Here is a 23,949-nt window from a genome sequence, read left to right on the forward strand (position 1 = left end):
TAGAAGTGGCGAAGTCACGCCCTAGAAGCGCAGCGCCCTAGAAGTGGCGAAGTCACGCCCTAGAAGCGCAGCGCCCTAGAAGTGGCGAAGTCACGCCCTAGAAGCGCAGCGCCCTTCTTAGCCCTTCATGTAATACTCTTTATACCACTCAACAAACTTCTGTACGCCCTCTTCAACGCTCGTTTGTGGCTTATAACCAACTGTTTTGAATAGATCTTCAGTATCAGCCCAGGTTGAATGCACGTCACCAGGTTGCATATCCATCATATTTTTAATGGCTTCGATGCCAAATGATTTTTCAAGCGCAGAAATATAATCCATCAACTTAACTGGACTACCATTACCGATGTTGAACACACGGTAAGGTGCAGAGCTAGTTGCAGGTGTTGCCTCCTCAGCTTTCCACTGAGCGTTAGCAACAGGCACACTGTCTTGAATACGAATGATGCCTTCGACAATATCATCAATATAGGTAAAGTCGCGGCTCAAATTACCATGGTTATAAACATCGATAGCCTCGCCTTTCACGATTTTATTGGTGAACTTAAGCAGCGCCATATCAGGGCGTCCCCAAGGACCATAAACGGTAAAAAAGCGTAGTCCAGTCGTTGGCACACCATAAAGATGAGAATAAGTGTGTGACATCAACTCATTGGCTTTCTTAGTCGCTGCATACAATGAAATTGGATGATCCACACTGTCGTCAGTAGAGAATGGCATTTTTGAATTTAGACCATAAACAGAGCTCGATGACGCGTAGACCAGATGCTGGATCTTATGGTGACGACACCCCTCTAGAATGGTCAAGTGCCCCACTAGGTTACTATCGGCATAGGCCATTGGGTTATCAATAGAGTAGCGAACACCGGCTTGAGCAGCCAAGTGGATCACTCTATCGAAGCCTTGCTCGGCAAACAGTGCAGCAATGCCTTCTCTGTCTGCTAAGTCTAACTTCTTAAATGAAAAAAGAGCCTGTGGCTCCAAATTTTTAAGACGGTCTAATTTTAAGTTAACATCATAATAATCGTTAATATTATCGATGCCAATTACCTCATGACCTATAGAACTTAAGTATTCACTAACTTTAGAGCCGATAAAGCCTGCTGCACCAGTTACTAAATATTTCATAAAATTCTCTTTTGTTAAAGAAGGATGCTAGGTTCTAGGGCGTTCACGAGCTCACTCCTAGGACGGCCTCCGCCTGCTAGGAAAGTCAAATGCCCAGAAGCGCCACCAGTAACCTTTCTATTCTCTTCTAACTTCTGCATATTCGTCTTAGCTGCTTCCGGCTCTTCTGAGATTTAACCATCTTAGCCAGTACCTAGAACCTAGGATCTAAGCCCTTCTTAGCCCTTCACCGTCAGCGCAGCGTTCCGTCAACCGTAGGCCACAGGCCGTTCCGCTTTTCCGTCTCAGCTTGTACCTAGGACCAGCCTTTCCTAGAACCTAGAACCTAAGCCTTTCACCGTCAGTGCAGCGTTCCGTCAACCGTTAGGCCGAAGGCCGTTCAGCTTTTCCGTCTCAGCTTGTACCGTCTTTGCTTTTATAGCATCTAAAGGTCGCAACGCGACGCTCTCGCAGTGACGAAGTCACGTCCTAGAAGTGGCGAAGCCACGCCCTAACATCCTAGAAGCGCAGCGCCCTTCTTAGCTTTTCATCAATCCGAACCAAACAGATCTCGGGTATAAACTTTTCCGGCTACATCTGCAAGCTCATCTACCATACGGTTTGAAACTATGACATCTGAGAGCTGTTTAAATTCATTCAGATCTTGTATTACACGCGAGTTAAAGAACTCAGCTTCATTAAGTACAGGTTCAAATACTACAACCTCAATACCCTTAGCTTTTATGCGCTTCATAATGCCCTGAATAGATGAGGCACGGAAGTTATCAGAGCCAGACTTCATAATTAGGCGGTATATACCCACGACTTTAGGCTGCTTCTTAATAATTGAGTCGGCAATAAAGTCTTTACGGGTTGAGTTAGCATCAACAATTGCACTGATCAGGCTATTAGGTACATCAGCATAATTAGCACGAAGCTGCTTAGTGTCTTTCGGCAAGCAGTAACCACCGTAGCCAAAAGACGGATTGTTATAATGGCTACCTATACGCGGGTCTAAGCCTACACCTTCAATGATCTGGCGAGAATCAAGACCATGGGACTCCGCATAACTGTCTAGCTCGTTAAAGTAAGCCACCCGCATTGCAAGGTAGGTATTAGAGAAAAGCTTAACCGCTTCGGCTTCTGTCGAGTCAGTATAAAGAATATCAATATTCTGCTTGACTGCGGCATCGCTAAGTAAATTAGCGAACACTTTTGCACGCTCAGAGCGCTCACCGATGATGATGCGTGAAGGGTGCAGGTTGTCGTAAAGCGCGCGGCCTTCCCTTAAAAATTCAGGTGAGAAAATAATATTCTGAGTATCAAATTTTCGTTTAACAGATTCGGTATAGCCAACTGGCACAGTAGATTTAATAATCATAACCGCGTTCGGGTTAATGGCTAACACATCTTGAATGACTGCCTCAACCGATGCAGTGTTGAAATAATTAGTCTCTGTGTCGTAATCGGTTGGTGTTGCAATAACCACATAATCAGCATCTTGATATGCTAACTGTTTATTTAATGTAGCTGTTAAATCAAGCTTATGGTTACTCAGATAATCTTCTATCTCAGCATCTGCTATAGGTGATCGACCTTGGTTAATCATCTCTACTTTTTCAGCAACAATATCAACAGCCATAACGGTGTTCTTTTGCGCCAACAATACCGCGTTTGACAAGCCGACATAGCCTGTCCCTGCTATAGCAATTTTCATCTTTAAACCTTAAAAAAAAATATCCGCGTAAAATAGCATTCAACAAGCAAAAAGTCTTGTTTTAGGCTCACATTTTTACCGCTATGAAGGAACTAGATCCTAGGACACTTCGAGGACGGTCTGAATATACAAGGCCCTAGGTTATAGGGCGTTCGCGAGCTCACTGAATAAACAAGGTTCTAGGAACTAGGACGCTTCGCTCCGAGGAAATCAAAAGTAAAACAGCGTTGCCTTCAACCTTGCAGCTCTTTTCTGCTTTTAACCGTCAGCGCAGCGTTCCGTGAGTGAGCCTGCGAACGTTCCGTATACCGTAAGGCCACCGGCCGTTCCGCTTATCCGTCTCAGCTTGACCGGCTTTAATCGTCTTAGCTTTAACTTTTAGATCGTATAGAATCTAGCAGGAGCATAGCGACGCTCTAGCCTTGGCGAAGCCAAGCTCTAGCATCTACGCTTAATAACAACGATAAGGAAGTCGAACATGCAAATCATTCATCATGGTGCTGTTGATGGTGTTACAGGCTCATGCCATCAGTTAGATATTAATGAGCAATCAAGTATTCTTATTGATTGCGGGCTGTTTCAAGGAGCTGAAACAGCAGGCAAAACCGCTGCAGAGCAGCTCAAAATAGAATTTGACTTAACCCATATAACCTCACTAATTATCACTCACTGCCACATTGACCATGTGGGCAGGATCCCATATCTATTGGCAGCAGGTTTCGATGGACCTATATACGCGACAAAGGCCACTACCGAATTACTACCATTAGTCATAGAGGATGCACTAAAGGTCGGCGTCACCAGAAATCAGCAATTAATTAGTTTATATTTAAAACGCTTACAGCAGTTAATTAAGCCTATTGATTATGGGCAATGGTTTACTCTGGATGTGAATAATAGTGAGAGTGGATTTAAACAAGCCAAAGCGCGGTTTAACATCGCGGGACATATTCTTGGCTCAGCCTATGTTGAAATAGAGCTGAGTAACCCATCACTAACTAATAAAATCGCAGGTTCCGATAATAGCCACAACTGTCATGACGCTGACGCAATAAACAATAATGACAGCCACCTTGTCGTTTTTTCTGGCGACTTAGGCGCAAGCAACACCCCATTACTGCCAAGCCCGAAAAGCCCATTTCGTGCCGACACCTTAGTGATTGAGTCAACCTATGGCAATAAAAACCACCTTAATCGTGAACATAGAGCCGAAAGCTTACGCCAAGTCATCGAAAAATCAGTTAGTGACAACGGCGTCGTACTCATTCCAGCCTTTAGCATAGGCCGAACCCAAGAATTACTGTATGAATTAGAGCAAATTATCTTTAATCAACAGCACGACCCCATGTGGAAGAGCATAGAGATTATTATAGATTCCCCCATGGCTGCCAACTTTACTGAGCAATACATAGAATATAAAAGCTTGTGGGATTCTGAGGCCAAAGCCGTATTAGCGCAGCAACGACACCCGCTCGATTTTAGTCAGCTTTACACCATAGATAGCCACCAAGATCACCTAGCGGTCGTCAACTATCTTTCAAGCAGGCAAAAGCCTGCAATTGTGATTGCGGCTAGTGGCATGTGTACTGGCGGCCGAGTCATTAACTATCTACAGCGCTTTTTACCTGAATCAACAGCAGATATTTTATTTGTGGGTTACCAAGCAGAAGGAACGACTGGACGGGATATACAGACATATGGACCAACGGGAGGCTACGTATATCTAGAAGGGGAGAGAATCGATATTAGGGCAGGAGTTCGTACCATAAGCGGCTATTCAGCCCATGCAGACCAACAGGATCTAATTAATTTTGTTAAAAACATAAAACATAAGCCCAAGCACATCCGCATAGTCCACGGCGACGCCGAAGCCAAACAAACGTTAGCAGATAAATACCGCCAGCTAATGCCGGAATGCGAAATAATGATTCCAACAGGCTAGAGTTGCTCCTTTACTTTTGTGGCAAAATAACAACTAATTTTTTGATTTTGTAGGTTGGACTTTAGTCCATCATATACCCAAAAGGCCACTAGAATTGACGGCATAAATGCCGACCTACTTTAAAAGTAAGGTTCTAGGACGCTTCACTTCGAGGACGTCCTTCAGTCTGCTAGGTAATCAAAAACAAAACAGCGTGGTCTTTGACCTTGCAGCTTTTATCGGCACTTAACCGTCAGCGAAGCGTTCTGAAGGCAGCAGGCCGTTCCGCTTTTCCGTCTTTGCTTTAACCTAGGACCTTCTTAGCTTTTTACCTAGAACCTAGTACCTTCTCAGCCTGTACCGTCATAGCCATTTCCGCCGCCTTTATATACCACTCTACCGTTTTTCTTAAGCCTGACTCAAACGTCTCCATCGGCCTCCAACCCAACTCATTCTGAATCTTACTTGAGTCGATAGCGTAGCGAACGTCATGCCCTGGTCTATCGGCTACATAACTAATTAAGCTTTTAAACCCTATTTGATTACAGTTACTTGTAAATGAATTTAGATTGGCAGGGGCTAACTCTTCTAATAACTCGCAGATCGTATTAACCACGTCGATATTGCGTTTTTCACAACTGCCACCGATATTATAGGTTTGACCAATTTTGCCTTCAGTCAAAACGGTATAGAGAGCTCGAACATGGTCATCCACGAATAACCAATCCCTCACTTGTAAACCGTTACAGTATATTGGGATCCCCTTGCCTGATAATGCATTACTTATCGTTTGTGGAATTAACTTCTCGGCATGCTGCAAAGGACCATAATTATTAGAGCAATTTGTCACGACAACTGGTAAACCATAGGTTCTATGCCAAGCACCATTCATTACTTTCACTGTAGCCGAAAGGGCAGTTACAATAGGTAAGCAGGGACACTTTCATCATCCTTGATGCAAATTAGCGTCCTCACATCGACCAACTCTTGTAGTCTTAGCTATACGTAGGGAATAAAAATGATACTGCTACCACTCGCCTTTACAAATACTAACAAAGACTTACAGATATACTCACTTTATCTGTGTCATCATTAAATTCAAGCTGCGGGCTTATTTGTTGAGAAAAGTTGGTTACAAAATAATTTTTGGCTGTACCCACATATCACCAAATAAGACATCGGCATCAATGGAGGAAAAACTTTCAAAGCCATTGCCAGGTGTAAAAGTCATCTCACCGAAAAGGACTTGACCTTTAACTAAATACAAATCGACTCTAACATAATCAAAACCTTCAGCTAAAACTAATGCAGCTTGTTTCAACTTATTTAGACTTTCCAGTTCTGGCAGTTTGTACCCGCCACTTTTATATAACAAGTCAAAAGGAAGTTGTTCAAAAGAAAGTGAATACAGATTTCTTCTATGATCGCTGAAACGATCAAAATCGATTTGCAAAAAACCATCTTTGCCGTTAAATATATGGAATTTGAAATCCTCAATATCTACGCCGTCACTATCTATAAACTCTTCAATGATGATTTTTTTGGGGATAGCATCATACTGAGTCTCACCTAAAATCGAACCTTTATAGCTTGAGCCGAGGGCCTTCTCAAACTTTTCAACAAACTCATGTCGATTGATTGTTGCTTTGTCCTTAACAATTTGAATATGTTCCTCACCACTTCCGAAATTGGTTTTAGCGACAAATGCGTTAGGTAAAACATCAAAATCGATATCACTTACACTGTTATAGACACCGAGAAGAGGAATTAAATTTTCGTTACCTAGCTTCCGTTCCACAAATTCTCTAACAGCATACTTATCTGATAAACTTGAGTACTCAGGAAGCATATTTAACTTTCTAACTTGCAGCTTTTCGCTATACTTTTTTGGATGTTTAAGATCAAGAAAACTTCTATGCTTTAACAAATAGTATGCCTTTAGCCTAATTGTTAAAGGGAGAAGTTTCGCAAAAAAAACAAATAAATTCATAATACTACCTTGAAGAAAACTTATTCAAAATATAACCAACGATAACAGCACGAAACTCTGCGTTAAACAATACGGTTCGAATTTTATTTAGCAGTTTAAAACTAGATGAAGCACTAGATGTATGAGCACTTACTCTATTTCTTTCACTAAAAACTCTAGCACACTCCGCATTCCACTTAGAACGTTGATATTGTCTATCGTTTAATAAATAAAAATGACCTAAGTCTTTATCTGCCTTAATAACTGTTCCTGTTTTAGGATTTATAAGGACGGGAATAAAGCTTACACTTAAAGACTTCTGTTTAAATTTAATCTTTAAGATGACCGAGTCATTCAGAAATGATTTGTTTTTATGATTTTCCAAATCAAAAACAAAGTTCCCCAAAGAGTAAAAAATAAACTTATCGTTTCCCACCTTCTCATAAGGTTGCACTGTATGAGAGTGATGACAAACGATTATGCTGGCTCCCATATTAAGTAAACTATGGAGAAAACGTCTTCTACTAGGCCATGGGTAAATGGTATATTCTTCACCACCATGGTAGTTTACTACAATCCAGTCTACTTTAGATTTAACCTCTGAAATAAACGCTTTAAATTTCACCTCGTCATATATATTTACAGAAGCCTTGCAGTCTTCCCCCATGTTTTTATAACTTTGACAAATTGAAATCATTCCAATTTTTAAATCAGAACCTTCAATTATTTCAAATCCGTATGCGATATCATCAGTTAAACCAAGTACTGTCAAACCAGATTCAGATGCTTGGTTGACCGTATGTTTTAGGCCTATCTTGCCACAATCAAATATATGATTGTTCGCAAGGCTTACATGGCTAACATTTATTTGCTTCAAATAATCTAAAGCAGCTGGAGGACTTAATACTTCCACATCTTTCCGCTGCGATGGTAACGTAGTACAAGGTCCTTCTAAATTGACTACCGCATAAGAAGATTCGCCTAAAAAGCTGACTAACTCACTAGAAATGATATCTTTTTTTAAATTTAAGTTTTCTGCAAAATTACCAGTAAAGCTAACGTCTCCAACAAATGATACTTCCATATAGTTCAACTCTAATTTTTTAATTTAATAAGTTTAGCGGGGACACCACCATAGATGCCTGGGTCGACAAACGCACTATTAAGAACAGAACCGCCAGCTAACAAGCTTGAAGAAGGAAGCTGTGCTCCAGCAGTGACTAAAACATTACCTGCAACCCAACTTCCGCATTTAATTTTAATTGGTGCTCTCACAGGAGAACCAAAACGATAACTATCATTTAGCAGACTATGGTTACCAGAAATTAAGACACTGCCAATACCGATCATAACTTCATCCTCTAGTTCTATAACGTCACATGCATTAATAACTACATTTGTAGCTATATACACATCGTTCCCACAACTTAAATTATATAAGCAGTAAAGTTTCGCCCCTGAAGATACTTGAAAATTTCGCCCAGTTTTGGCCATTGTAAATCCATACAAAAAGCCCCTAAACCTCATGACCAACGGAATATCGGGGAAAAAGAAAGTTGTTGCCCAAACAAACCATGAATAAAGTAGTGATATTTTATGTTTCATAGTTCTTACCTAATTAGTCTCAATAATGTCTAAAACTTGCTTAACCCAATACTCTTTATTAGAAATAATCGACATCTCTCGAACGCCGTCCTCCAGCTCAGACAGTACACCAACATCTGTCACTACAGAGGCGATAATTCCCGTTAAAGCATCAACATTACCCGGTTCAAAAATAAAACCGTTAACACCTTCTTTCACAAAAGCGTTTACACCACCAACATTAGATACAATAACTGGCTTTAGGTTTGACCAAGCCTCCATAATAACCCTAGGGAATCCCTCGTAATTATTATTGGAAGGGACAACGACTAAGTCCGTATCTTCATACAACTGATTGAGTTGTTTATGAGGCAGTTGTCCTAAAAATACAACCTGCGAGTCAAGTTTTCTTTCATTGACAACGCGCTTTGCTTTCGACAAGTCAGGACCATCGCCAACAATAGTTGCTTTTACACGCCCGTTTAGCCTTGACACGGCATCAATTAAATCAAAAACACCTTTATCGTCAACCACTCGGCCTACAAATAAGAGGTTTATAACATCCCCCTGTTTTACAAATCGAGGCTTAAGCTGAAGTGCATTGATAGGAGCTTCAATCATCACATCAACAAACTGAAACGTCTGATTCGGCGAATAAGTTTTACTAAACCTCTCTAATACATCTCCTGTACAGAGATTTATCGTATTCTGATGTCTGCAAATTTCTTTAAGCTTAAACCTTAATACCTTTGAAAAGCAAAAAGCCAAGACTTTGTTAAAGCCCTTATATTTATTATCTTTCCAGGTATTTGATGCATCGGCACACATGTGATGCAATAGTTTCTGATCTAACCTTAATACGGTTAAACCAAAGACAATACTGCCTATTGAAGGCGTCCTTATCCAGAAAAACTCACCTTCATGTTTGCGAATAACGTCTTCTGAAAGCGAAACATAGCTCTTGTAAAAACCTTTCTTAAATAAAGTCTTTAGCACGAAATCTTTAGTAGATGTATAGTGGGGAAAAGGGTAAAAGTGGTCATCAGCAACAACTGTACTAATACCTTGAGGCTCGAGTCCGCTTGAAGGAGTTGCAGAAGATGCAACATATACATTATCGATACCAACACATTCTTGCAGAAAAGCTGCGGAAGTGGGTTTTGCATGATAATTTTGGTTAAAACTTTCAAAAGTTTCACCAACAAAAGCAGTGATTTTCATTATTACCACTCAGAAATATAGATTTAAAGAAACGAATTTAGACAAGCTAAACAATAAAAAAAACAAAAACAAAAGCAAATAAAATAAATTTCCTTTCCGACACAATGAATAACAAAAGGAATATAAAATAAAGGGTTCAACTAACAAATAAACTAAACTATAACGCCCTGATATAATGGAGGACTGATTAAAAATAAGACTAAAAATAGTAATTAACAACCCTAGATATACAAACTCCGCATACCTGCCACTTAAATTCTTATTAAAAAGCAAAACCAACAAAAAAAATAACGAGCCTATAAGGTAAAGTATCGCAGCTAGCGACCGCCCCTCCTGATATTTCGTTCCTACATAGTAATAGTAGCCCATTTGGGAAAGGATAGCGCTTACAGCAAAACTTATGAAAAAGAATCCTATAGCAACTAAAATAAAAGCATTGAAGTTCTTTTTGTGTAGAATTCTGAACTGATGTGAAAACGAAAACTTTAAATAAGAAGAAAGTGCAAACAACACCAAAATAGCATTATGAAACAAGATACTTGCTAATGAAGCCAGATAGTACCACCACTTCCTATAAGAATACTTGAATATAACCAAGGAAATAAGGACTGCGAGTCCAAACCGAATTTGAGTGCCTAGCATCCCCTGTGACAAATAAATCAAATTAGGGAAAGCCAAAAGCAACACGGCATAATTATTGTACAGCAAAGATATAAGAAAAAGTTCTAGAAATATTATAAAAATCCAAAAATAGTCAAATTCAATATTAAAGCTTTGAAATCCAGACTCTATAAAACTAAAGCCAAATTCGAACTGCTTCCAATTTGATTCATAATTTACTTTATAGTTTAAATAATCGAGATTGAGAGATCTGTCGAAATTAACAAAATAGAATAACACTGGCATGACAAAAAACAAAACTGTCAAATAAATAACACCTGCTTTGGTTACTCGAAATCTCACTTTCCATCCTTCCTATTCTTTATAAGGAGAACTAAACCACTCGGAAATGCAGCCTTAATAAAGTTTATCAAACAAATTTTAAAAAAGTCTCTGTAAATTCGGTTTTCCAATGTAAACTTAAAGGCTTTAGCAAAATGCCTATTAGCAACCATAGACCTAAGAATGACTAGAACCTTAAAGGAGTTTATAGCTCTATCACTTAAGAAGCCTCTATATTGTTTAAGCCAATATAATGAAAAGGTATAATCATTTAACTTTGGAACCTGAACAAAATCATAAGCAATATCTTCCAGCAATACAAACTCCGCCCCAACGGATTCTAGTGCAAGACAATACTGATAATCCTGATGACGCTTTAAATCATCGAATTTGACTAGGCTAGCGGTCTCCCTACTCAAGAATATACCACTTGTTTGGATGATCTCTTTATGAATAAATAAATAATCTCCAACCGACTCATTAGAACAAATGGCACGACGTGGACGGATAAAGCTATGTTCTCCCTCTACGATTCTACATTTTGAGTAAATCACCGGATGTGCATACTGATTGAGACTTTTAAGGTGTAACGCTAACTGTTTAACGAGCTTATCTTGATACCAAACATCATCATAATCTAAAAATGCTATAAATTTACCATTCGCATTATCAACACCGGTATTTCTGGCAATCCCACCATTACTATTCTTAGAATGGCGAATAACTCTCAATCTAGGGTCCTGCAGGCCCTCTAGTTCAGAAGCGGCACTAAGTGGTGAACAATCATCAACAACAATAACCTCTACATTTACCCCCTGTTGCTGAAGAGCACTCATAACGGATTGCTTCAATCGACCACTAACCTTAGAAAAAAAGGGGATAACAACACTAATTAAACCTGAACTCAAATGCATCACCAACTAGCCTTTAAATAATTTAGTTGTTTTTTCAAAATACAACATTAAACACAAATAACAAATCCCACATATGAAAATTGAGATAATAGATAAACTTATATGATTTAACGAAGTAAAACTCGAAGTAATAAATAGGTTAATCAAATACATTGGTAGAGAGGCCAATAAAGGAAAGAGAAAGCATGAAGCGTACTCAATAAAACAGTTACCAATAAGCTTTACAACAATTTTATGATACCAAATAAAAATTGATACAAGCTGAATAAATACAAGCGCAATGGCTACATCCACCACTGTTCCAAAGCTTGCTACAGCATAAATAACAACAGGTTGAAAAATAAACATCCATAAATTCCAACGCATCAATAAATTTGCTTTCCCTGCGGCAAGAACCATACTACCGCCAGCATTACCGCTGGAACGAATCAGTGCATAGAAAGCTAGTATCTGAACAATTTCGACAGATGGGGTCCACTTTTCTCCAATAAACATTGGGATAACAGTCGGTGCAAAGATTGACAGCCCAATTAATAGAGGAGTATTTAAAAATAACACCCCTTTCATAAGCTTTAGATATCCATCTTTTAAACCATCCGGAGTTGCTTTAAGCTTGGCTAATATTGGGAATGCGACTTTGGTTAACACCGGGTTAAGTTTAATTATAGGCTGAATAACCAAGTTAAAAGCCATACTATAATACCCTAAAGCAGTAACACCGAGAATTGAACCAATCAATAACTGGTCAACCCTTGAATTGAAAAAATTCATAACATTAGATATGAATAAATTCAAACCAAAATTCATATAGGGTTTTACGGAGCTTAATGAAAATTCAACCCTAGGAGCCAAGCCACTCCTTAACCCAACGATAAAAACAAATAACGAGTTTAATGTGCACCTAATTAAATACCCATATATTAAGGCCCAGACATCCTTAAATTCTATCGCGTAGAAGATTGCAAAACAAACACCTACTAAAACACTTACAATTTCAGATACAGCTAAAACTTTAAATTTTAGTTGCTTTTGAAATAAAGTCTTAAATTGTGATGAAAGAGGAAGAATCAAAAAGGACAATGTTACATAAGGTACGTATTCTGTAAAGATTTCACTTGAATGAAGAGCGGCGTACACAAGAGAAAGCGAATTAACAACAAAATATACAGCAACTCCAAAAAGTAAATTTAACCAATATAAACTCGACAATGAGATCCGAGAAGTACTTTGCTCTTGGATTATTGCCTCACTCAGTCCGAATTGGCTAAAAATATCAGAGAACCCAATAATTAGCATTAAAATAGCCATCACACCAAACTCCTCTGGAGTTAGGTAGCGACCAAGTACAGCCATTTGTATAAATAACATCACGACGGTAATAATCATAGACAACGAAGTCCATTTAACACCGCTTACTGTTTTAGCTTTAATAGTGTTCAACATTCAACTCTTGCAATTTTAATTTAACCGCTACCGACAGGCACTCGAGAAAATATCATCCCACTGTTTAATTAGGTTATTAACACTAAAATAGCTTTTAATATTTTCTATGTTATTTTTTGCCACAGTTTCTTCTATAGGCTCCAAATTAAGTTCTGTAATATCAAAAACCTTAACGTCAATTTCACAGAAAAAAAACCAATGAGTTGTATCTTTACGAAGATACACTTTTTTCCCCATACCAATTAATGAAATTATATTTCCCATTCCTTGTTGACGGTTATGGTTAAAAACTCCGATATCAATTTGCTGCTGCTGCAGTTGATATTCATTTAACGGTAAAAACTTACGACTAGGATAAAATCGGTCTTTAAAAATTGAATAGCCAACAGTCTCTACTTCATCAGCGTACTCTTCAGAACCATAAGATAACGGACACCTAATGGTAAAATCCTGCTTCTCAAGACTCTTTAAAATATTAAAAACCTCTAAGTGAGCGTTACTGAGATCTGCAGAGTTGCCAACCTGAATTGTAACAACATCACTCTTTCTAGCAGCCTCATCGGAACTTAAACTCTGTTCTTTATAAACATTGCTTAGGTATCCGATGCAACTTTGTTGTGTACCTGTCGCCCCATACCATTCTCGAGCAAATTGCACATCGCCATTAACATAAGTAATCAGGTATTTGATTTTTTTAATGACTCTTTTTTTTACAAAATCTTTCAATAAGTAAAACTTAGCCGAGCGACTTACTTTGGAGTAAAGGTCGCCCCCCCAGATGGCCCAGTGGCACTTACTCAAAAGATATTGGTTAAAAAACAGTAAAAAGATTAATTTATTGTCAAAAAGACCATGAAATATAATCTTATCACTCTTTATCATCAACAATAACAGCCTTGCATAAAGCAACGGTTTAAATTTCGAATCTTTATGATTCTCTACATTATTGCATTTTGACCATGAATATATTTTCGAATTCCCATAAATAAAAAAAGAATGCAAATTGGGTTCGAAATTATCATTAACAAAATCAATGTAAGGCGTTATAAACTTATCATTTACAGCGACGTGCAAAATCTTTTTCAATTCTCGACCTCATTTAATATTTCCAACAAGACCTGCTTAACGCTAGCTATAACTTTATTAATAGCATCTTCGGACATGTTATAATATAAAGGCAGTCTGACCAAACGCTCGCTTTCTATTGTTGTGTATACGTCGTCCCCAACAAAATTTCCGTAGAGTAAACCGGCATGACAAGAATGCAATGGAAGATAGTGAAAGGGAGTAATGACTTCGAGCTCTTTCATTTTTTCAATAAATTTTGTTCTTACTTCAATATCTCTTAATTTCACATAAAACATATGAGCATTATGTTTCATATCAGAATTTGTAATCATGGGCAACTCGAAAACACCATCAACCACAAGAGGCTCTAATGAATCATAATATTTGTTCCAAATAGCAAGGCGTTTACTATTTATCTCATCCGCTTTTTCTAACTGTGCAAATAAAAAAGCAGCCTGAATATCAGACATCAAAAAACTAGAACCGATGTCTCTCCAAGTATACTTGTCGATCTGTCCTTTAAAAAACTGAGCACGGTTGGTGCCTTTCTCTCTAACTATTTCAGCTCGTTCCATTAATTCAGTAGCGTTGATAAGTGTTGCTCCCCCTTCACCACCAGAAGTATAATTTTTGGTTTCGTGAAATGAATAACAACCTATATGCCCTATTGTACCTAATGCACGCCCCTTATATGTTGACATTACCCCCTGAGCAGCATCCTCGATTACCCATAAGTTGTACTGCTCAGCGATCGACATAATAACGTCCATTTCACAAGGAATACCGGCGTAATGAACTGGAACAATGGCTTTAGTCTTATCTGTAATGGCTGCTTCAATTTTCTTTTCATCGATATTCATTGTATCAGGACGAATATCAACAAAAACAATTTTAGCGCCTCGCAATACAAATGCATTAGCTGTAGATACGAATGTATATGAAGGCATGATAATCTCATCGCCTTCCTTGATATCTAGTAATATTGCAGCCATCTCTAAAGATGCAGTACAAGATGGGGTTAACAGTACTAGAGGGCTTTTAAAGTTGTCTTGAAACCATTTTTGACAGAGTTTTGTATAAGGTCCATCACCACACATTTTCCCTTGTGATATTGCTTTAGAAACATGTTCAATCTCATTGCCAACGACTGGCGGTACATTAAATGGAATATTCATTATTGTTCTCTAGAATTAAGTACACTTGAAAACTTAGTTAACTGTTCAAAAAATCTATCTTTATTTAAATAACCATAAGAAACAAGATCATGTTTTTCCACAGTAAACCCAAGCATTTTATTAAACCTAATAGCTCTTCTATTATTAGATAAAATCTCAGATTTTGCGCCAATGATTATTCCTGAATTAAATGCCCACTCATACATTAAAAAAATTGCTTTCGAGGCAGATATTCCGTTTAAGTATTTTTCTTCACAGAGAAAAACGCCACCCTCGCCAACATGTTCGTCTGTAATATTTTTTATATTACAGCAGCCAATAAATGTATCACCTTCTTTAATTAAAAAATAATGGTTTCTATCCTTATCTAAAGAGTTGAACCATTTTTTTTGCATTTCAGGAGTTATACGAACAGTTTGCTGCATGAATTGCTGTACAAACTCACTGTTTCTCCATTGCCTTAAAAGCTCAATATTATCTTCGCTTATAGGGTGAAGCTCGATCCCATATCCACTAATTAACATTCTGTCCACTCGATAACACAACCAGCCCAAGAGTAACCAACTCCAAATCCACAAACTAAAAGCTTATCATCTTGCTTTAATTGATTATCAGAAATCGCTTTCTCTATTCCCAATGGAATCGTTGAAGAAACTGTATTTCCATAGTCTTTATAAGAAAGTAAAAACTGCTCTTCTGTAAAACCAGTTTTCTTTCTTAACTTATCGAGCATAAACTTGTTAGCTTGATGGAAAATAACCCTGTCAACCTGCGCAGAATCTAAGTTAGCAGACTTTAAAACTGAGGCTATGCTTTTAGGCACAGTTTTAAGAGTAAAGGTTAATATTTCAGCACCATCCATAAACAAGTTACATGGTGAACGCTTATTTCCACTTTTATCCTCAGCTTCAATATGCGATCCGTTCGTAATTGGTTTTTTGGAACCGCCATGTGGGACAATTAAATTGTTTGCTCCGGAACCATCGGTACCAAACTTAAAACTATGAATCAAGTCTTTGTTCGAACACTTTCCTTCGACCAATGTAGCTGTTGCCGCATCTCCAAATAATGTTCTAACGCTTTTATCATTTTTATTTATATAACGGGAATAGAGCTCTGAAGTTAATAAAAGTACTTTTTTAGCTTGAAGAGATTCAATTAATGCTTTAGCTAGGCTTAAACCATAAACATAGCCTGAACACCCCAAATTAAAGTCTAATGCTCCTACTGATGTTGGTATTCCAAGTTCATTTTGAACTATACATGCTGTTGTAGGTAACAGATGATCAGGACTTTGAGTACACAGTAAAATATAATCGATCTCTTCAGCAGATATGTTATATTTAGCAAACAGGTTTTTAGCTGCACTTACAGCCATTCCTGAACAGGTGTCATATTCTTCAGCTATATATCGGTTATTAATCCCCGTTTTTTCATATATTTTTTCGACGCTCCACTCAGGAAACTCTTCAGCTAATTGTCCATTAGTCAATGTAGCTTTTGGTAAATAAGAGGATACGGCTGATACATATGCTTTTATAGTTTCTTGATTAGTGTGCACTGTAACCTCCGTCAACAAACAACGTGGTTCCAGTTATCCATTTTGACAAATCACTACTTAAAAATGCTGCAGCATGTGCAACATTTTCTGGTTCGCCAAGCCCTAGCGGATGTTTTGATTCAATCTTAAATAGCTGCTCTTCTGTTAATTGCTTGGAAAAATCTAACATCATTTCAGTTTTCACAAGTCCTGGCGCAAGGCAGTTTATTCTAAAATTCAACTTAGCCAGTTCCATTGCTAGTGACTTAGAAAGCCCTTCTAGCGCTGCTTTACTTGCTGCATACGTTGTATTGGCAGGCTCGCCACAAGTAGCTGCAACGGAACTTAAGAATACAACACTTGTACCATCTCTATTGAATCTACCTTTCTTTCGAAGCAGCTTAGTCAGGAACTGCGCGCTTTTTACATTTATAGCAAAACTATCATCAAAATCATTTTCTTTTAAAGCTTGTAATGGAATAGTTTTCATTATGCCCGCACAATGAACTAACCCGTCTATAGGCCCTACCTGTTGATATATGTTATCCATTAGCTGATTTATACTATCGACGGATGATAAATCAGCGTTCAAGGCAATATGCTCATTAGGCTCTAAAGCATTTAAAGTTTCATTTAATCGTTCAAGGTTTCTAGCAGTTATAATAAGTTTAGCACCTTGCTGACTATAAAATTTAGCTATCGAACGACCAATACCTGACGAAGCTCCAGTTATTAAGATTGTCTTGCCCTGTAACATATTATTTACCATTTGAAATAACCTCCACCGGTATCAATAGCGTATCACTCAAATCTGCCATTACAGCTCCCCAGGAAAGTCCAACACCAAAACCTACAAGTAATGACTTTTTATAATTTTTTTGAGGCCTTGAACAAAGAGTTACAGGAATCGAAGCACAACTTGTATTACCAAATTCGTCAATACTAATAGCTACCTGCTCCGAATCTAATTTGGATTTTTTTGCTAAATGCTTTAGCATAAAATGGTTAGCTTGATGATAGATACAAACATCAACTTGTTTAGCATCTAATTGAAGTTCATTTAGAAAATTGTTAACCAGCGCTGGCACTCTTTTAAGAGTAAACGTGAATACTTCACCGCCATTCATTTCCAGAGAAGCTAAATTACTTCCCCTGTTGGCCTTTGAAAGAATTTGATTACGCGCAACAATACTCTCCCACCCTGCCCCATCAGTCCCCATCTCAAAGTGCAAACTTCCACCTGGTTTATATTGAATCGCAGTAGCACTACCCGCATCACCAAATAGTAACTCAGTACTTCTATCACCTGGTTTAACTATTTTACTAATAGTGTCACCAACTAATAACAGAACCTTTTTAACACCAGCATTAACAAGACTTGAGGCGACTTTCAATCCATAAACATAGCCTGAACAACCTAAGTTAATATCGAAAGCCATTGCTTCGTTAGGAATACCAAGCTTATGTTGCAAAATACATGCTGTCGCCGGTAATTGATAATCTGGCGTCTGAGAAACAAAGATGACAGCTCCGATTTCTTCTAATTCCCAATTTAACTCAGCTATCAATCTTCTAGCTGCATGAAAGCATAGATCTGAAGCGGTAGTTATATCATCAACAACGTAACGAGAATTTACACCTATACTTGAAATGAGTTTCAGGGTTTCTTTCTCACCATATACTTGAGATAAATCAGCGTTACAGACCTTTTTATTCGGAACTGTGCTTGCGATCCCCTGAATAGATACATTATTAATAGCGAGCATTCGAAACCCTTAAAAATTTTACTTAACTAAATTAATTAAATCTGAAACGTTTTTTACATCAGTAACTTCAGATGGAGAAACTATTTGATCGAAGTTAGAATCAATTTCTGAAATAAATGTTACTACAGCAAGTGAATCCCAGTTCTCATCATCTAATTCTGTTTGAAGCGTTACTTCTTCAGTTTCTAACTCTAAAATTTCTGCAATTATCTCTAAAACTTGCTCTTGCTTATTCATTTTAATCTCCGAATTCAATTTTTATGAAAATATATTTTTACTATAAATACACAGGCTAAGACTAGACTGTACTAATTTATCACTTACTATTAGCTAGAGCCTTTAAGTACTGCCCATAGCTATTTTTTGAGTGTCGCTCAGCAACATCTAAAATTTGACTTTTACTTAACCAATTGTTGTTGAATGCGATTTCCTCTAAACAGGCTATTTTGTATCCCTGACGTTTCTCAATTGTTTCAACAAATGTAGCCGCCTCCAATAAACTTTCGTAAGTGCCAGTATCAAGCCACGCAAAGCCACGCCCTAATAATTCAACATTCAGCTCTCCAAGCTCTAAGTAAGCTTGATTAATACTGGTTATTTCAAGTTCACCTCTATCCGAGGGTTTTACTTTTTTGGCAATTTCAACAACTTGATTATCATAAAAGTATAACCCTGTGACTGCATAGTTAGATTTTGGCTCTATTGGCTTTTCTTCAATGCTAATAGCTTTACATGAACTATCAAACTCAACCACACCAAAGCGTTCAGGATCATTTACCTGATAGCCAAATACCGTAGCTCCATTAATTCTATTAGCAGCTTTTTTCAAAATGGGTGAAAAACCTTGCCCCCAAAAGATATTATCTCCTAATGCAAGACAAACACTGCTTTCACCAATAAACTCTTCAGCAATCAAAAAGGCTTGCGCTAGGCCATCAGGCTTTTCCTGACTTGCATATTCCAATGTAAGACCAAAATCAGAACCATCACCTAAAAGCCTTTCAAAAGAGCTTTGGTCTTCAGGAGTAGTGATAATTAACACCTCCCTGATACCAGCTAACATTAAGACAGAGAGCGGATAGTAAATCATAGGCTTATCATAAACAGGTAAAAGCTGCTTAGATACCCCCTTTGTTATAGGGTACAACCGCGAGCCTGAACCACCTGCCAGAATTATTCCTTTCATTATTTTACAACCTCGCTCTCAGTAGCTGACTCATCTAATACACCTAAACGCTTACCAGCATAAGATCCATCAAGAACACGCGACCACCATTGTTTATTATCTAAATACCATTCAACAGTTTTACGAATACCTGATTCAAATGTCTCTTCTGGCTTCCAACCCAATTCACGCTCGATCTTTGATGCATCGATTGCATAGCGAACATCATGCCCTGGTCGGTCAGCCACGTACGTAATTAAATCATGGTACTGGCATACACCCTCGGGTTTATTAGGCACTAATTCTTCAAGTAGCAAGCAAATGGTTTTGACTACATCAATGTTAGCTTTTTCGTTGTGACCACCAATGTTATATGTTTCACCTACAACACCTTCTGTTACTACTTTATATAAAGCGCGGGCGTGATCTTCAACAAACAACCAATCTCGAATTTGCATACCATTTCCATACACTGGTAAAGCCTTACCATCCAGCGCATTTAGGATCATCAATGGGATCAGTTTTTCAGGGAAATGGTAAGGACCATAGTTATTTGAACAGTTTGTCACAACTGTAGGCAGTCCATAAGTACGCAACCATGCTCGTACTAAGTGATCAGAAGATGCTTTCGATGCTGAGTAAGGGCTTGATGGCTCGTATGATGTACTCTCAGTAAACAAATCATCTGTACCGACTAGATCACCATATACTTCATCCGTAGAAATATGGTGGAAACGAAATGCTAACTTCTTAACATCAGACAAAGTGCTCCAATAAGCTCTTGTAGCCTCAAGCAACGTGTAAGTACCAACAATATTAGTCTCAATAAATGCTGCAGGGCCATCTATCGATCGGTCTACATGAGATTCAGCAGCAAGATGCATCACGGCATCAGGTTTATGTTTTGAAAAAACTCTGTCTAATTCAGCCCTGTCACAAATATCAACTTGTTCAAAAGCATATCTCGGCTCTTCATCTACGCTAACAAGTGATTCAAGGTTCCCAGCGTAAGTTAACTTATCCACATTAATAACACAGTCTGTTGTATTATTAATGATATGACGAACTACTGCAGAGCCAATAAAACCAGCTCCACCTGTTACTAGAATTTTCATTTAAACCACTCTATTTAAATTCGACTTTTTAAAAAGCCCTTATACGAATATATCCCGAAGCATTTTATCGCTTGCAATAAATTAAGCCCTACTACATCCCGATAAAAAAGCCACTGCCACTTCAAGACTTTAAATTTATTTTGTGTCATTCCTGAATCAACACGATATTTAGCAAGAACTTGAGGTACTGCTACCGCCTCATCAATATCTTTTAAAATGTCAAGCCATAACCCCATATCTTGCCTCTTCCGAATTAAAGGCATATAGCGTTTACCTAACTTTTCAGTATCGTAGATGGCCGTCAAACATCCTATGACATTACTATACAGTAGTTGTTGATAAGTTACGGTCAATTCGGGCTTTACAAATCCACCATCCCCTAACTCAGTAAACTTTTGATACCAACTGTATGACAATGCAACATTGTGGCGTAACATGTGTTCTATTTGCGCATCAAGTTTATTGCTAAACCAAATGTCATCAGAGTCTAAAAAAGCTATATATTTTCCCTTAGCTTCTTTAATTGAGCGATTTCTTGAGCCGCCTGCACCTAGATTTTTAGCATTTATAAATAGTCGAATTCGCTTATCTTTTTCGATATAAGTATTAACAATACTTATGGTTTTATCATTAGAATTATCATCAGTAATTAACAGTTCCCAATTTTCGTAATTTTGCGATAAAACTGAGTCGATACTCTGACTAATCGTTTTTTCAGAGTTGTAACTCGGCATTATAATAGAGACTAATGGTTTCATTTATCGTCCCATACCAAATAAAACAACTTTTACAGTCTTAAGCAATATCTTGATGTCTAGAAGCAAACTATGATGTTTAATATAAAAAATATCATACTTATGTTTCCAAATTGCATCCTCAGTGGAAGCGCCGTACGGATAGCTAACTTGTGCTAATCCAGTAACTCCCGGTTTAACGGCGTGACGAAACCGATAGTAAGGAATTTCTTTTTCTAAATTCGAAATGAAAACTTCTCGCTCTGGTCTTGGACCTACAATTGACATTTCACCCTTTAAAATATTTATAATCTGTGGTAGTTCATCAATACGAGTCTTTCTTATGAATCTACCAACTCTAGTTACACGAGTATCATTTTGAGTTGCCCATTGTGCACCACTCTGTTCAGCATCACTTCGCATCGAGCGAAACTTAATAACAGAGAACTCATCATTATACTGTCCTGTGCGTTTCTGTTTATAAAACACAGGTCCTGAGCTCTCAAGTTTTATAGCTATCGCAGTAATAATTGCAACTGGTAATGCAATGATAGTAAGTAGAATTGCAGATATAATATCAACTGTTCTTTTAGCTAATTGAGTTCTCTTCGTCGATAAAATAGAAAATGCTTTTTGATGTAAAAAGTATCCACTTCGAAGCAATTTGACTTCAGTATAACCTAACCGAGAATCGAGGTAACTAACCAAGGGTTCAGTCCAAGCGCCTAGCTCAGTAGCTTTTACTAAAAACTGCCTTTCTTCTTTTGTTAAATGAGCGCTTTCATAATGGCAGATAACCTTACAGCCTAAGTCATCAATCAAATAATCGTTAACAACCATGTCAAAAGAGTAGTCTTCAACCAATCTTCCAATGCTTTCTTCACGATCTTTTGGGCAATAAACATAAATAGTTTTTTGTCTTAAAACCTGCTTTTTTGACTTGAAGCGAGTTTCAATACTTTTAACTTTTTTTATTTTTTTTTGTTCTACTTTATCACTTAGATGCACGTTCATAATTAACAACCAGTTTTAGTATTTCGTAGAAAATAACGAATTAGTACGACAAGCACTGCCAAAACGCCACCTAAAATAGTTCCTAAAACACAGATCAACTTTCTTTTAGGTAATGAAGGGCTTTCAGCAACTATGGCAGGATCGATAGTTTTGAAAACATATTCGTCCCGAACCTCTGCAAACATAATCGTTTTTGCCTGCTCTTCGATTAGTTTGTAAAGAATCGAGCGAATATCGGCGACGTTTGTCATTGCGATTTGCTTATTTAAGAACTCGCTACTGCGAATGGCTTCGGCAACATCACGTTCTTTCATCACCTTATTAATATCTTCGACTAACCAGTTTACCCACTGCTGAGCTATATGTGGTGATAGATGCTCAACTGAGACTGTAACCATCCCTGTATCTTTAGCAGAATTAACTTTAATAATGTCTTTGAACACATTGAAAGCTTCTTGCATTGAAGGTTCTGGCTTAAATGGTGCCTGAGTTTCGCGTAGCCAGACTTTAGTTTCCGAGTTATACAATTCGTTATCGTACACAACTGTATTAGTTGCCATAACCCACTTCTCTGCTGCCATCAAGTCAGGAAGAATATTATGCTTGTGGATAAACTGACTGGTAAACTGGCGTGACTTCATCACCTCAATGGCCATTTGAGTTTTATCAACGCCGCCACCTCCTCCAAGGTTTATGCCCGCCATACTTGCTAAGCCACCGAACTGGCTAGCTAGTGCACTAAGTCCACCGCCTTGTTCTTCACTTGCGGGGGCAAGTAATGCTTCAGATTTATAGATGTTAGGCTGCATTAAAGCAAAAATAACGGAGCCAATGGCGAAGACTGCTGTAATGGCGATGATGAGCCATTTGCCCTGCCAGATGACAGAGAAGAGTTCGCGAAGATCGATTTCGTCGTCTTGCGGGCTATGAACGGAGTTCATATGTGGGAACTGTGCGTCAGTGTTGGTTTGTTGTATGTCTTTATTCATTATATTCTTCAGATTCTAGATTCTAGGACGCTTCGCGGATAGAGCGCTACGCTGCTATAAAGGCTGTTAGTCAATTTTGTAATCAGCGTTTTCTTCTTTGATCTGTGATTCCATATTTTTAATAAGAGAACCTATGATTTTAGCTAGCTCTTTAGCTTCTTTTATCATATCCATCGAAGACTGCTTATTTAGGTAGCCGATTTCAATTCCAATGTATAACTGGGTAACCAACTCTCCGAGTGAGCCTTTTGCATAATACAAAAAACGTACTTTCTCTTTGTTGGTTTCTCGCTCTTCACCTTCGCCTATATTCGAAGGAACTGATAAGCCCGAGCGCGTTATTTGATCTTTAAAGCCCCAGTTTTGTATTGTTTCTGTCGCTTTATATATATCGCAAGCCAGTCTTGAAGCTCTCTTCCAAACATCCAGTTGTTCAAATCTCATTAGCTACTCCTTAGCTTTGGCAGAGCGCTGCGCTTCTAGGTCGTGACTTTGTCACGGCGAGAACGTCGCTTCGCTCCTTCTAGATTCTATAAAAGCAAAAGATAGCACTGACGTAGTATAT

General features: G+C 38.1%; 23 protein-coding genes and 1 pseudogene. 1 reads left to right on the forward strand and 23 read right to left on the reverse strand.

Annotated features, from left to right (window positions below; genetic code table 11):
• Nucleotides 1–117 precede the first annotated feature (117 nt).
• Together Q1A86_RS12670 and Q1A86_RS12675 are read right to left on the reverse strand one after the other, a co-directional pair.
• Nucleotides 118–1,128, reverse strand: a complete 1,011-nt coding sequence (locus Q1A86_RS12670) for an NAD-dependent epimerase (RefSeq protein ID WP_299807077.1) — start codon at nucleotides 1,126–1,128, stop codon at nucleotides 118–120.
• A gap of 529 nt (nucleotides 1,129–1,657) precedes the next feature.
• Nucleotides 1,658–2,824, reverse strand: coding sequence for a nucleotide sugar dehydrogenase (locus Q1A86_RS12675; protein WP_299807079.1), 1,167 nt, complete (start codon nucleotides 2,822–2,824; stop codon nucleotides 1,658–1,660).
• Between the two features lie 478 nt (nucleotides 2,825–3,302).
• On the opposite strand from Q1A86_RS12675, the gene Q1A86_RS12680 reads away from it, so the two are divergent.
• Nucleotides 3,303–4,766, forward strand: coding sequence for an MBL fold metallo-hydrolase RNA specificity domain-containing protein (locus tag Q1A86_RS12680; protein ID WP_299807081.1), 1,464 nt, complete (start codon nucleotides 3,303–3,305; stop codon nucleotides 4,764–4,766).
• Between the two features lie 307 nt (nucleotides 4,767–5,073).
• Here the strand turns inward: Q1A86_RS12680 and Q1A86_RS12685 are convergent.
• The 21 genes and pseudogenes from Q1A86_RS12685 to Q1A86_RS12780 all read right to left on the reverse strand — a co-directional run.
• Nucleotides 5,074–5,628 (reverse strand): annotated as a pseudogene (locus tag Q1A86_RS12685) (dTDP-glucose 4,6-dehydratase); the annotation flags it as partial.
• Between the two features lie 249 nt (nucleotides 5,629–5,877).
• The gene (locus tag Q1A86_RS12690; protein ID WP_299807083.1) at nucleotides 5,878–6,735 is read right to left on the reverse strand and encodes an ATP-grasp fold amidoligase family protein; all 858 of its coding nucleotides are present in this window, start codon (nucleotides 6,733–6,735) and stop codon (nucleotides 5,878–5,880) included.
• A gap of 4 nt (nucleotides 6,736–6,739) precedes the next feature.
• Complete coding sequence (locus tag Q1A86_RS12695; protein WP_299807085.1) at nucleotides 6,740–7,798, reverse strand: CapA family protein; 1,059 nt, start codon at nucleotides 7,796–7,798, stop codon at nucleotides 6,740–6,742.
• Nucleotides 7,799–7,809: 11 nt separating this feature from the next.
• Nucleotides 7,810–8,319, reverse strand: a complete 510-nt coding sequence (locus Q1A86_RS12700; RefSeq protein WP_299807087.1) for a hypothetical protein — start codon at nucleotides 8,317–8,319, stop codon at nucleotides 7,810–7,812.
• A 9-nt stretch (nucleotides 8,320–8,328) separates the two neighbouring features.
• Complete coding sequence (locus tag Q1A86_RS12705) at nucleotides 8,329–9,519, reverse strand: glycosyltransferase (RefSeq protein ID WP_299807089.1); 1,191 nt, start codon at nucleotides 9,517–9,519, stop codon at nucleotides 8,329–8,331.
• A gap of 9 nt (nucleotides 9,520–9,528) precedes the next feature.
• A complete protein-coding gene (locus Q1A86_RS21205) occupies nucleotides 9,529–10,482 on the reverse strand; it encodes an EpsG family protein (protein WP_367277921.1) in 954 nt (317 codons plus the stop codon).
• Nucleotides 10,479–11,369: a glycosyltransferase family 2 protein gene (locus tag Q1A86_RS12710; RefSeq protein ID WP_299807091.1), complete on the reverse strand. Its 891-nt coding sequence runs from the start codon at nucleotides 11,367–11,369 to the stop codon at nucleotides 10,479–10,481. Before Q1A86_RS12710 ends, Q1A86_RS21205 begins: the two co-directional genes overlap by 4 nt.
• Nucleotides 11,370–11,381: 12 nt before the next feature.
• Nucleotides 11,382–12,818 (reverse strand): MOP flippase family protein, encoded by a 1,437-nt coding sequence (locus Q1A86_RS12715; RefSeq protein ID WP_299807093.1) that lies wholly within the window; start codon nucleotides 12,816–12,818, stop codon nucleotides 11,382–11,384.
• 27 nt (nucleotides 12,819–12,845) lie between these two features.
• Complete coding sequence (locus tag Q1A86_RS12720) at nucleotides 12,846–13,700, reverse strand: TDP-N-acetylfucosamine:lipid II N-acetylfucosaminyltransferase (RefSeq protein WP_299807095.1); 855 nt, start codon at nucleotides 13,698–13,700, stop codon at nucleotides 12,846–12,848.
• A gap of 200 nt (nucleotides 13,701–13,900) precedes the next feature.
• Nucleotides 13,901–15,061 carry a dTDP-4-amino-4,6-dideoxygalactose transaminase gene (rffA, locus tag Q1A86_RS12725; RefSeq protein ID WP_299807098.1) on the reverse strand — a complete coding sequence of 387 codons (1,161 nt, stop codon included), beginning with the start codon at nucleotides 15,059–15,061 and terminating at the stop codon, nucleotides 13,901–13,903.
• Nucleotides 15,061–15,585, reverse strand: a complete 525-nt coding sequence (locus Q1A86_RS12730) for a GNAT family N-acetyltransferase (protein ID WP_299807100.1) — start codon at nucleotides 15,583–15,585, stop codon at nucleotides 15,061–15,063. The genes rffA and Q1A86_RS12730 overlap by 1 nt, the downstream gene beginning before the upstream one ends.
• On the reverse strand, nucleotides 15,579–16,622 hold the full coding sequence (locus Q1A86_RS12735; RefSeq protein WP_299807102.1) for a 3-oxoacyl-ACP synthase III family protein: 1,044 nt from the start codon (nucleotides 16,620–16,622) through the stop codon (nucleotides 15,579–15,581). The genes Q1A86_RS12730 and Q1A86_RS12735 overlap by 7 nt, the downstream gene beginning before the upstream one ends.
• Complete coding sequence (locus Q1A86_RS12740; RefSeq protein ID WP_299807104.1) at nucleotides 16,612–17,370, reverse strand: SDR family NAD(P)-dependent oxidoreductase; 759 nt, start codon at nucleotides 17,368–17,370, stop codon at nucleotides 16,612–16,614. The genes Q1A86_RS12735 and Q1A86_RS12740 overlap by 11 nt, the downstream gene beginning before the upstream one ends.
• Complete coding sequence (locus Q1A86_RS12745; protein ID WP_299807106.1) at nucleotides 17,360–18,367, reverse strand: ketoacyl-ACP synthase III; 1,008 nt, start codon at nucleotides 18,365–18,367, stop codon at nucleotides 17,360–17,362. The genes Q1A86_RS12740 and Q1A86_RS12745 overlap by 11 nt, the downstream gene beginning before the upstream one ends.
• An 18-nt stretch (nucleotides 18,368–18,385) precedes the next feature.
• A complete protein-coding gene (locus Q1A86_RS12750) occupies nucleotides 18,386–18,604 on the reverse strand; it encodes an acyl carrier protein (protein ID WP_299807108.1) in 219 nt (72 codons plus the stop codon).
• 79 nt (nucleotides 18,605–18,683) lie between these two features.
• Nucleotides 18,684–19,553, reverse strand: a complete 870-nt coding sequence (gene rfbA, locus Q1A86_RS12755; RefSeq protein WP_299807110.1) for a glucose-1-phosphate thymidylyltransferase RfbA — start codon at nucleotides 19,551–19,553, stop codon at nucleotides 18,684–18,686.
• Complete coding sequence (gene rffG / locus Q1A86_RS12760; protein ID WP_299807112.1) at nucleotides 19,553–20,647, reverse strand: dTDP-glucose 4,6-dehydratase; 1,095 nt, start codon at nucleotides 20,645–20,647, stop codon at nucleotides 19,553–19,555. Before rffG ends, rfbA begins: the two co-directional genes overlap by 1 nt.
• A 14-nt stretch (nucleotides 20,648–20,661) precedes the next feature.
• Nucleotides 20,662–21,405 carry a glycosyltransferase family 2 protein gene (locus tag Q1A86_RS12765; RefSeq protein WP_299807114.1) on the reverse strand — a complete coding sequence of 248 codons (744 nt, stop codon included), beginning with the start codon at nucleotides 21,403–21,405 and terminating at the stop codon, nucleotides 20,662–20,664.
• The gene (locus Q1A86_RS12770; protein WP_299807116.1) at nucleotides 21,406–22,395 is read right to left on the reverse strand and encodes an exopolysaccharide biosynthesis polyprenyl glycosylphosphotransferase; all 990 of its coding nucleotides are present in this window, start codon (nucleotides 22,393–22,395) and stop codon (nucleotides 21,406–21,408) included.
• A gap of 2 nt (nucleotides 22,396–22,397) precedes the next feature.
• On the reverse strand, nucleotides 22,398–23,384 hold the full coding sequence (locus Q1A86_RS12775; RefSeq protein ID WP_299807118.1) for a Wzz/FepE/Etk N-terminal domain-containing protein: 987 nt from the start codon (nucleotides 23,382–23,384) through the stop codon (nucleotides 22,398–22,400).
• 66 nt (nucleotides 23,385–23,450) lie between these two features.
• Nucleotides 23,451–23,828, reverse strand: a complete 378-nt coding sequence (locus Q1A86_RS12780) for a four helix bundle protein (protein ID WP_299807120.1) — start codon at nucleotides 23,826–23,828, stop codon at nucleotides 23,451–23,453.
• Nucleotides 23,829–23,949: the final 121 nt, after the last annotated feature.

Origin of the sequence: uncultured Shewanella sp., from assembly GCF_947497935.1 — a bacterium.
In the GTDB taxonomy this organism is placed as follows: Bacteria; Pseudomonadota; Gammaproteobacteria; order Enterobacterales; family Shewanellaceae; genus Shewanella.

Bases quoted from the DNA above. Each gene is read 5' to 3' on its own strand.
- rffG (WP_299807112.1), bottom strand. From the start codon at position 20,647: ATGAAAATTCTAGTAACAGGTGGAGCTGGTTTTATTGGCTCTGCAGTA.
- Q1A86_RS12740 (WP_299807104.1), bottom strand. From the start codon at position 17,370: ATGGTAAATAATATGTTACAGGGCAAGACAATCTTAATAACTGGAGCT.
- Q1A86_RS12675 (WP_299807079.1), bottom strand. From the start codon at position 2,824: ATGAAAATTGCTATAGCAGGGACAGGCTATGTCGGCTTGTCAAACGCG.
- Q1A86_RS12705 (WP_299807089.1), bottom strand. From the start codon at position 9,519: ATGAAAATCACTGCTTTTGTTGGTGAAACTTTTGAAAGTTTTAACCAA.
- Q1A86_RS12780 (WP_299807120.1), bottom strand. From the start codon at position 23,828: ATGAGATTTGAACAACTGGATGTTTGGAAGAGAGCTTCAAGACTGGCT.
- Q1A86_RS12745 (WP_299807106.1), bottom strand. From the start codon at position 18,367: ATGCTCGCTATTAATAATGTATCTATTCAGGGGATCGCAAGCACAGTT.
- rfbA (WP_299807110.1), bottom strand. From the start codon at position 19,553: ATGAAAGGAATAATTCTGGCAGGTGGTTCAGGCTCGCGGTTGTACCCT.
- Q1A86_RS12770 (WP_299807116.1), bottom strand. From the start codon at position 22,395: ATGAACGTGCATCTAAGTGATAAAGTAGAACAAAAAAAAATAAAAAAA.
- Q1A86_RS12690 (WP_299807083.1), bottom strand. From the start codon at position 6,735: ATGAATTTATTTGTTTTTTTTGCGAAACTTCTCCCTTTAACAATTAGG.
- Q1A86_RS12670 (WP_299807077.1), bottom strand. From the start codon at position 1,128: ATGAAATATTTAGTAACTGGTGCAGCAGGCTTTATCGGCTCTAAAGTT.
- Q1A86_RS12720 (WP_299807095.1), bottom strand. From the start codon at position 13,700: ATGATAAAGAGTGATAAGATTATATTTCATGGTCTTTTTGACAATAAA.
- Q1A86_RS12695 (WP_299807085.1), bottom strand. From the start codon at position 7,798: ATGGAAGTATCATTTGTTGGAGACGTTAGCTTTACTGGTAATTTTGCA.
- Q1A86_RS12730 (WP_299807100.1), bottom strand. From the start codon at position 15,585: ATGTTAATTAGTGGATATGGGATCGAGCTTCACCCTATAAGCGAAGAT.
- rffA (WP_299807098.1), bottom strand. From the start codon at position 15,061: ATGAATATTCCATTTAATGTACCGCCAGTCGTTGGCAATGAGATTGAA.
- Q1A86_RS12715 (WP_299807093.1), bottom strand. From the start codon at position 12,818: ATGTTGAACACTATTAAAGCTAAAACAGTAAGCGGTGTTAAATGGACT.
- Q1A86_RS12700 (WP_299807087.1), bottom strand. From the start codon at position 8,319: ATGAAACATAAAATATCACTACTTTATTCATGGTTTGTTTGGGCAACA.
- Q1A86_RS12680 (WP_299807081.1), top strand. From the start codon at position 3,303: ATGCAAATCATTCATCATGGTGCTGTTGATGGTGTTACAGGCTCATGC.
- Q1A86_RS12750 (WP_299807108.1), bottom strand. From the start codon at position 18,604: ATGAATAAGCAAGAGCAAGTTTTAGAGATAATTGCAGAAATTTTAGAG.
- Q1A86_RS12765 (WP_299807114.1), bottom strand. From the start codon at position 21,405: ATGAAACCATTAGTCTCTATTATAATGCCGAGTTACAACTCTGAAAAA.
- Q1A86_RS12775 (WP_299807118.1), bottom strand. From the start codon at position 23,384: ATGAATAAAGACATACAACAAACCAACACTGACGCACAGTTCCCACAT.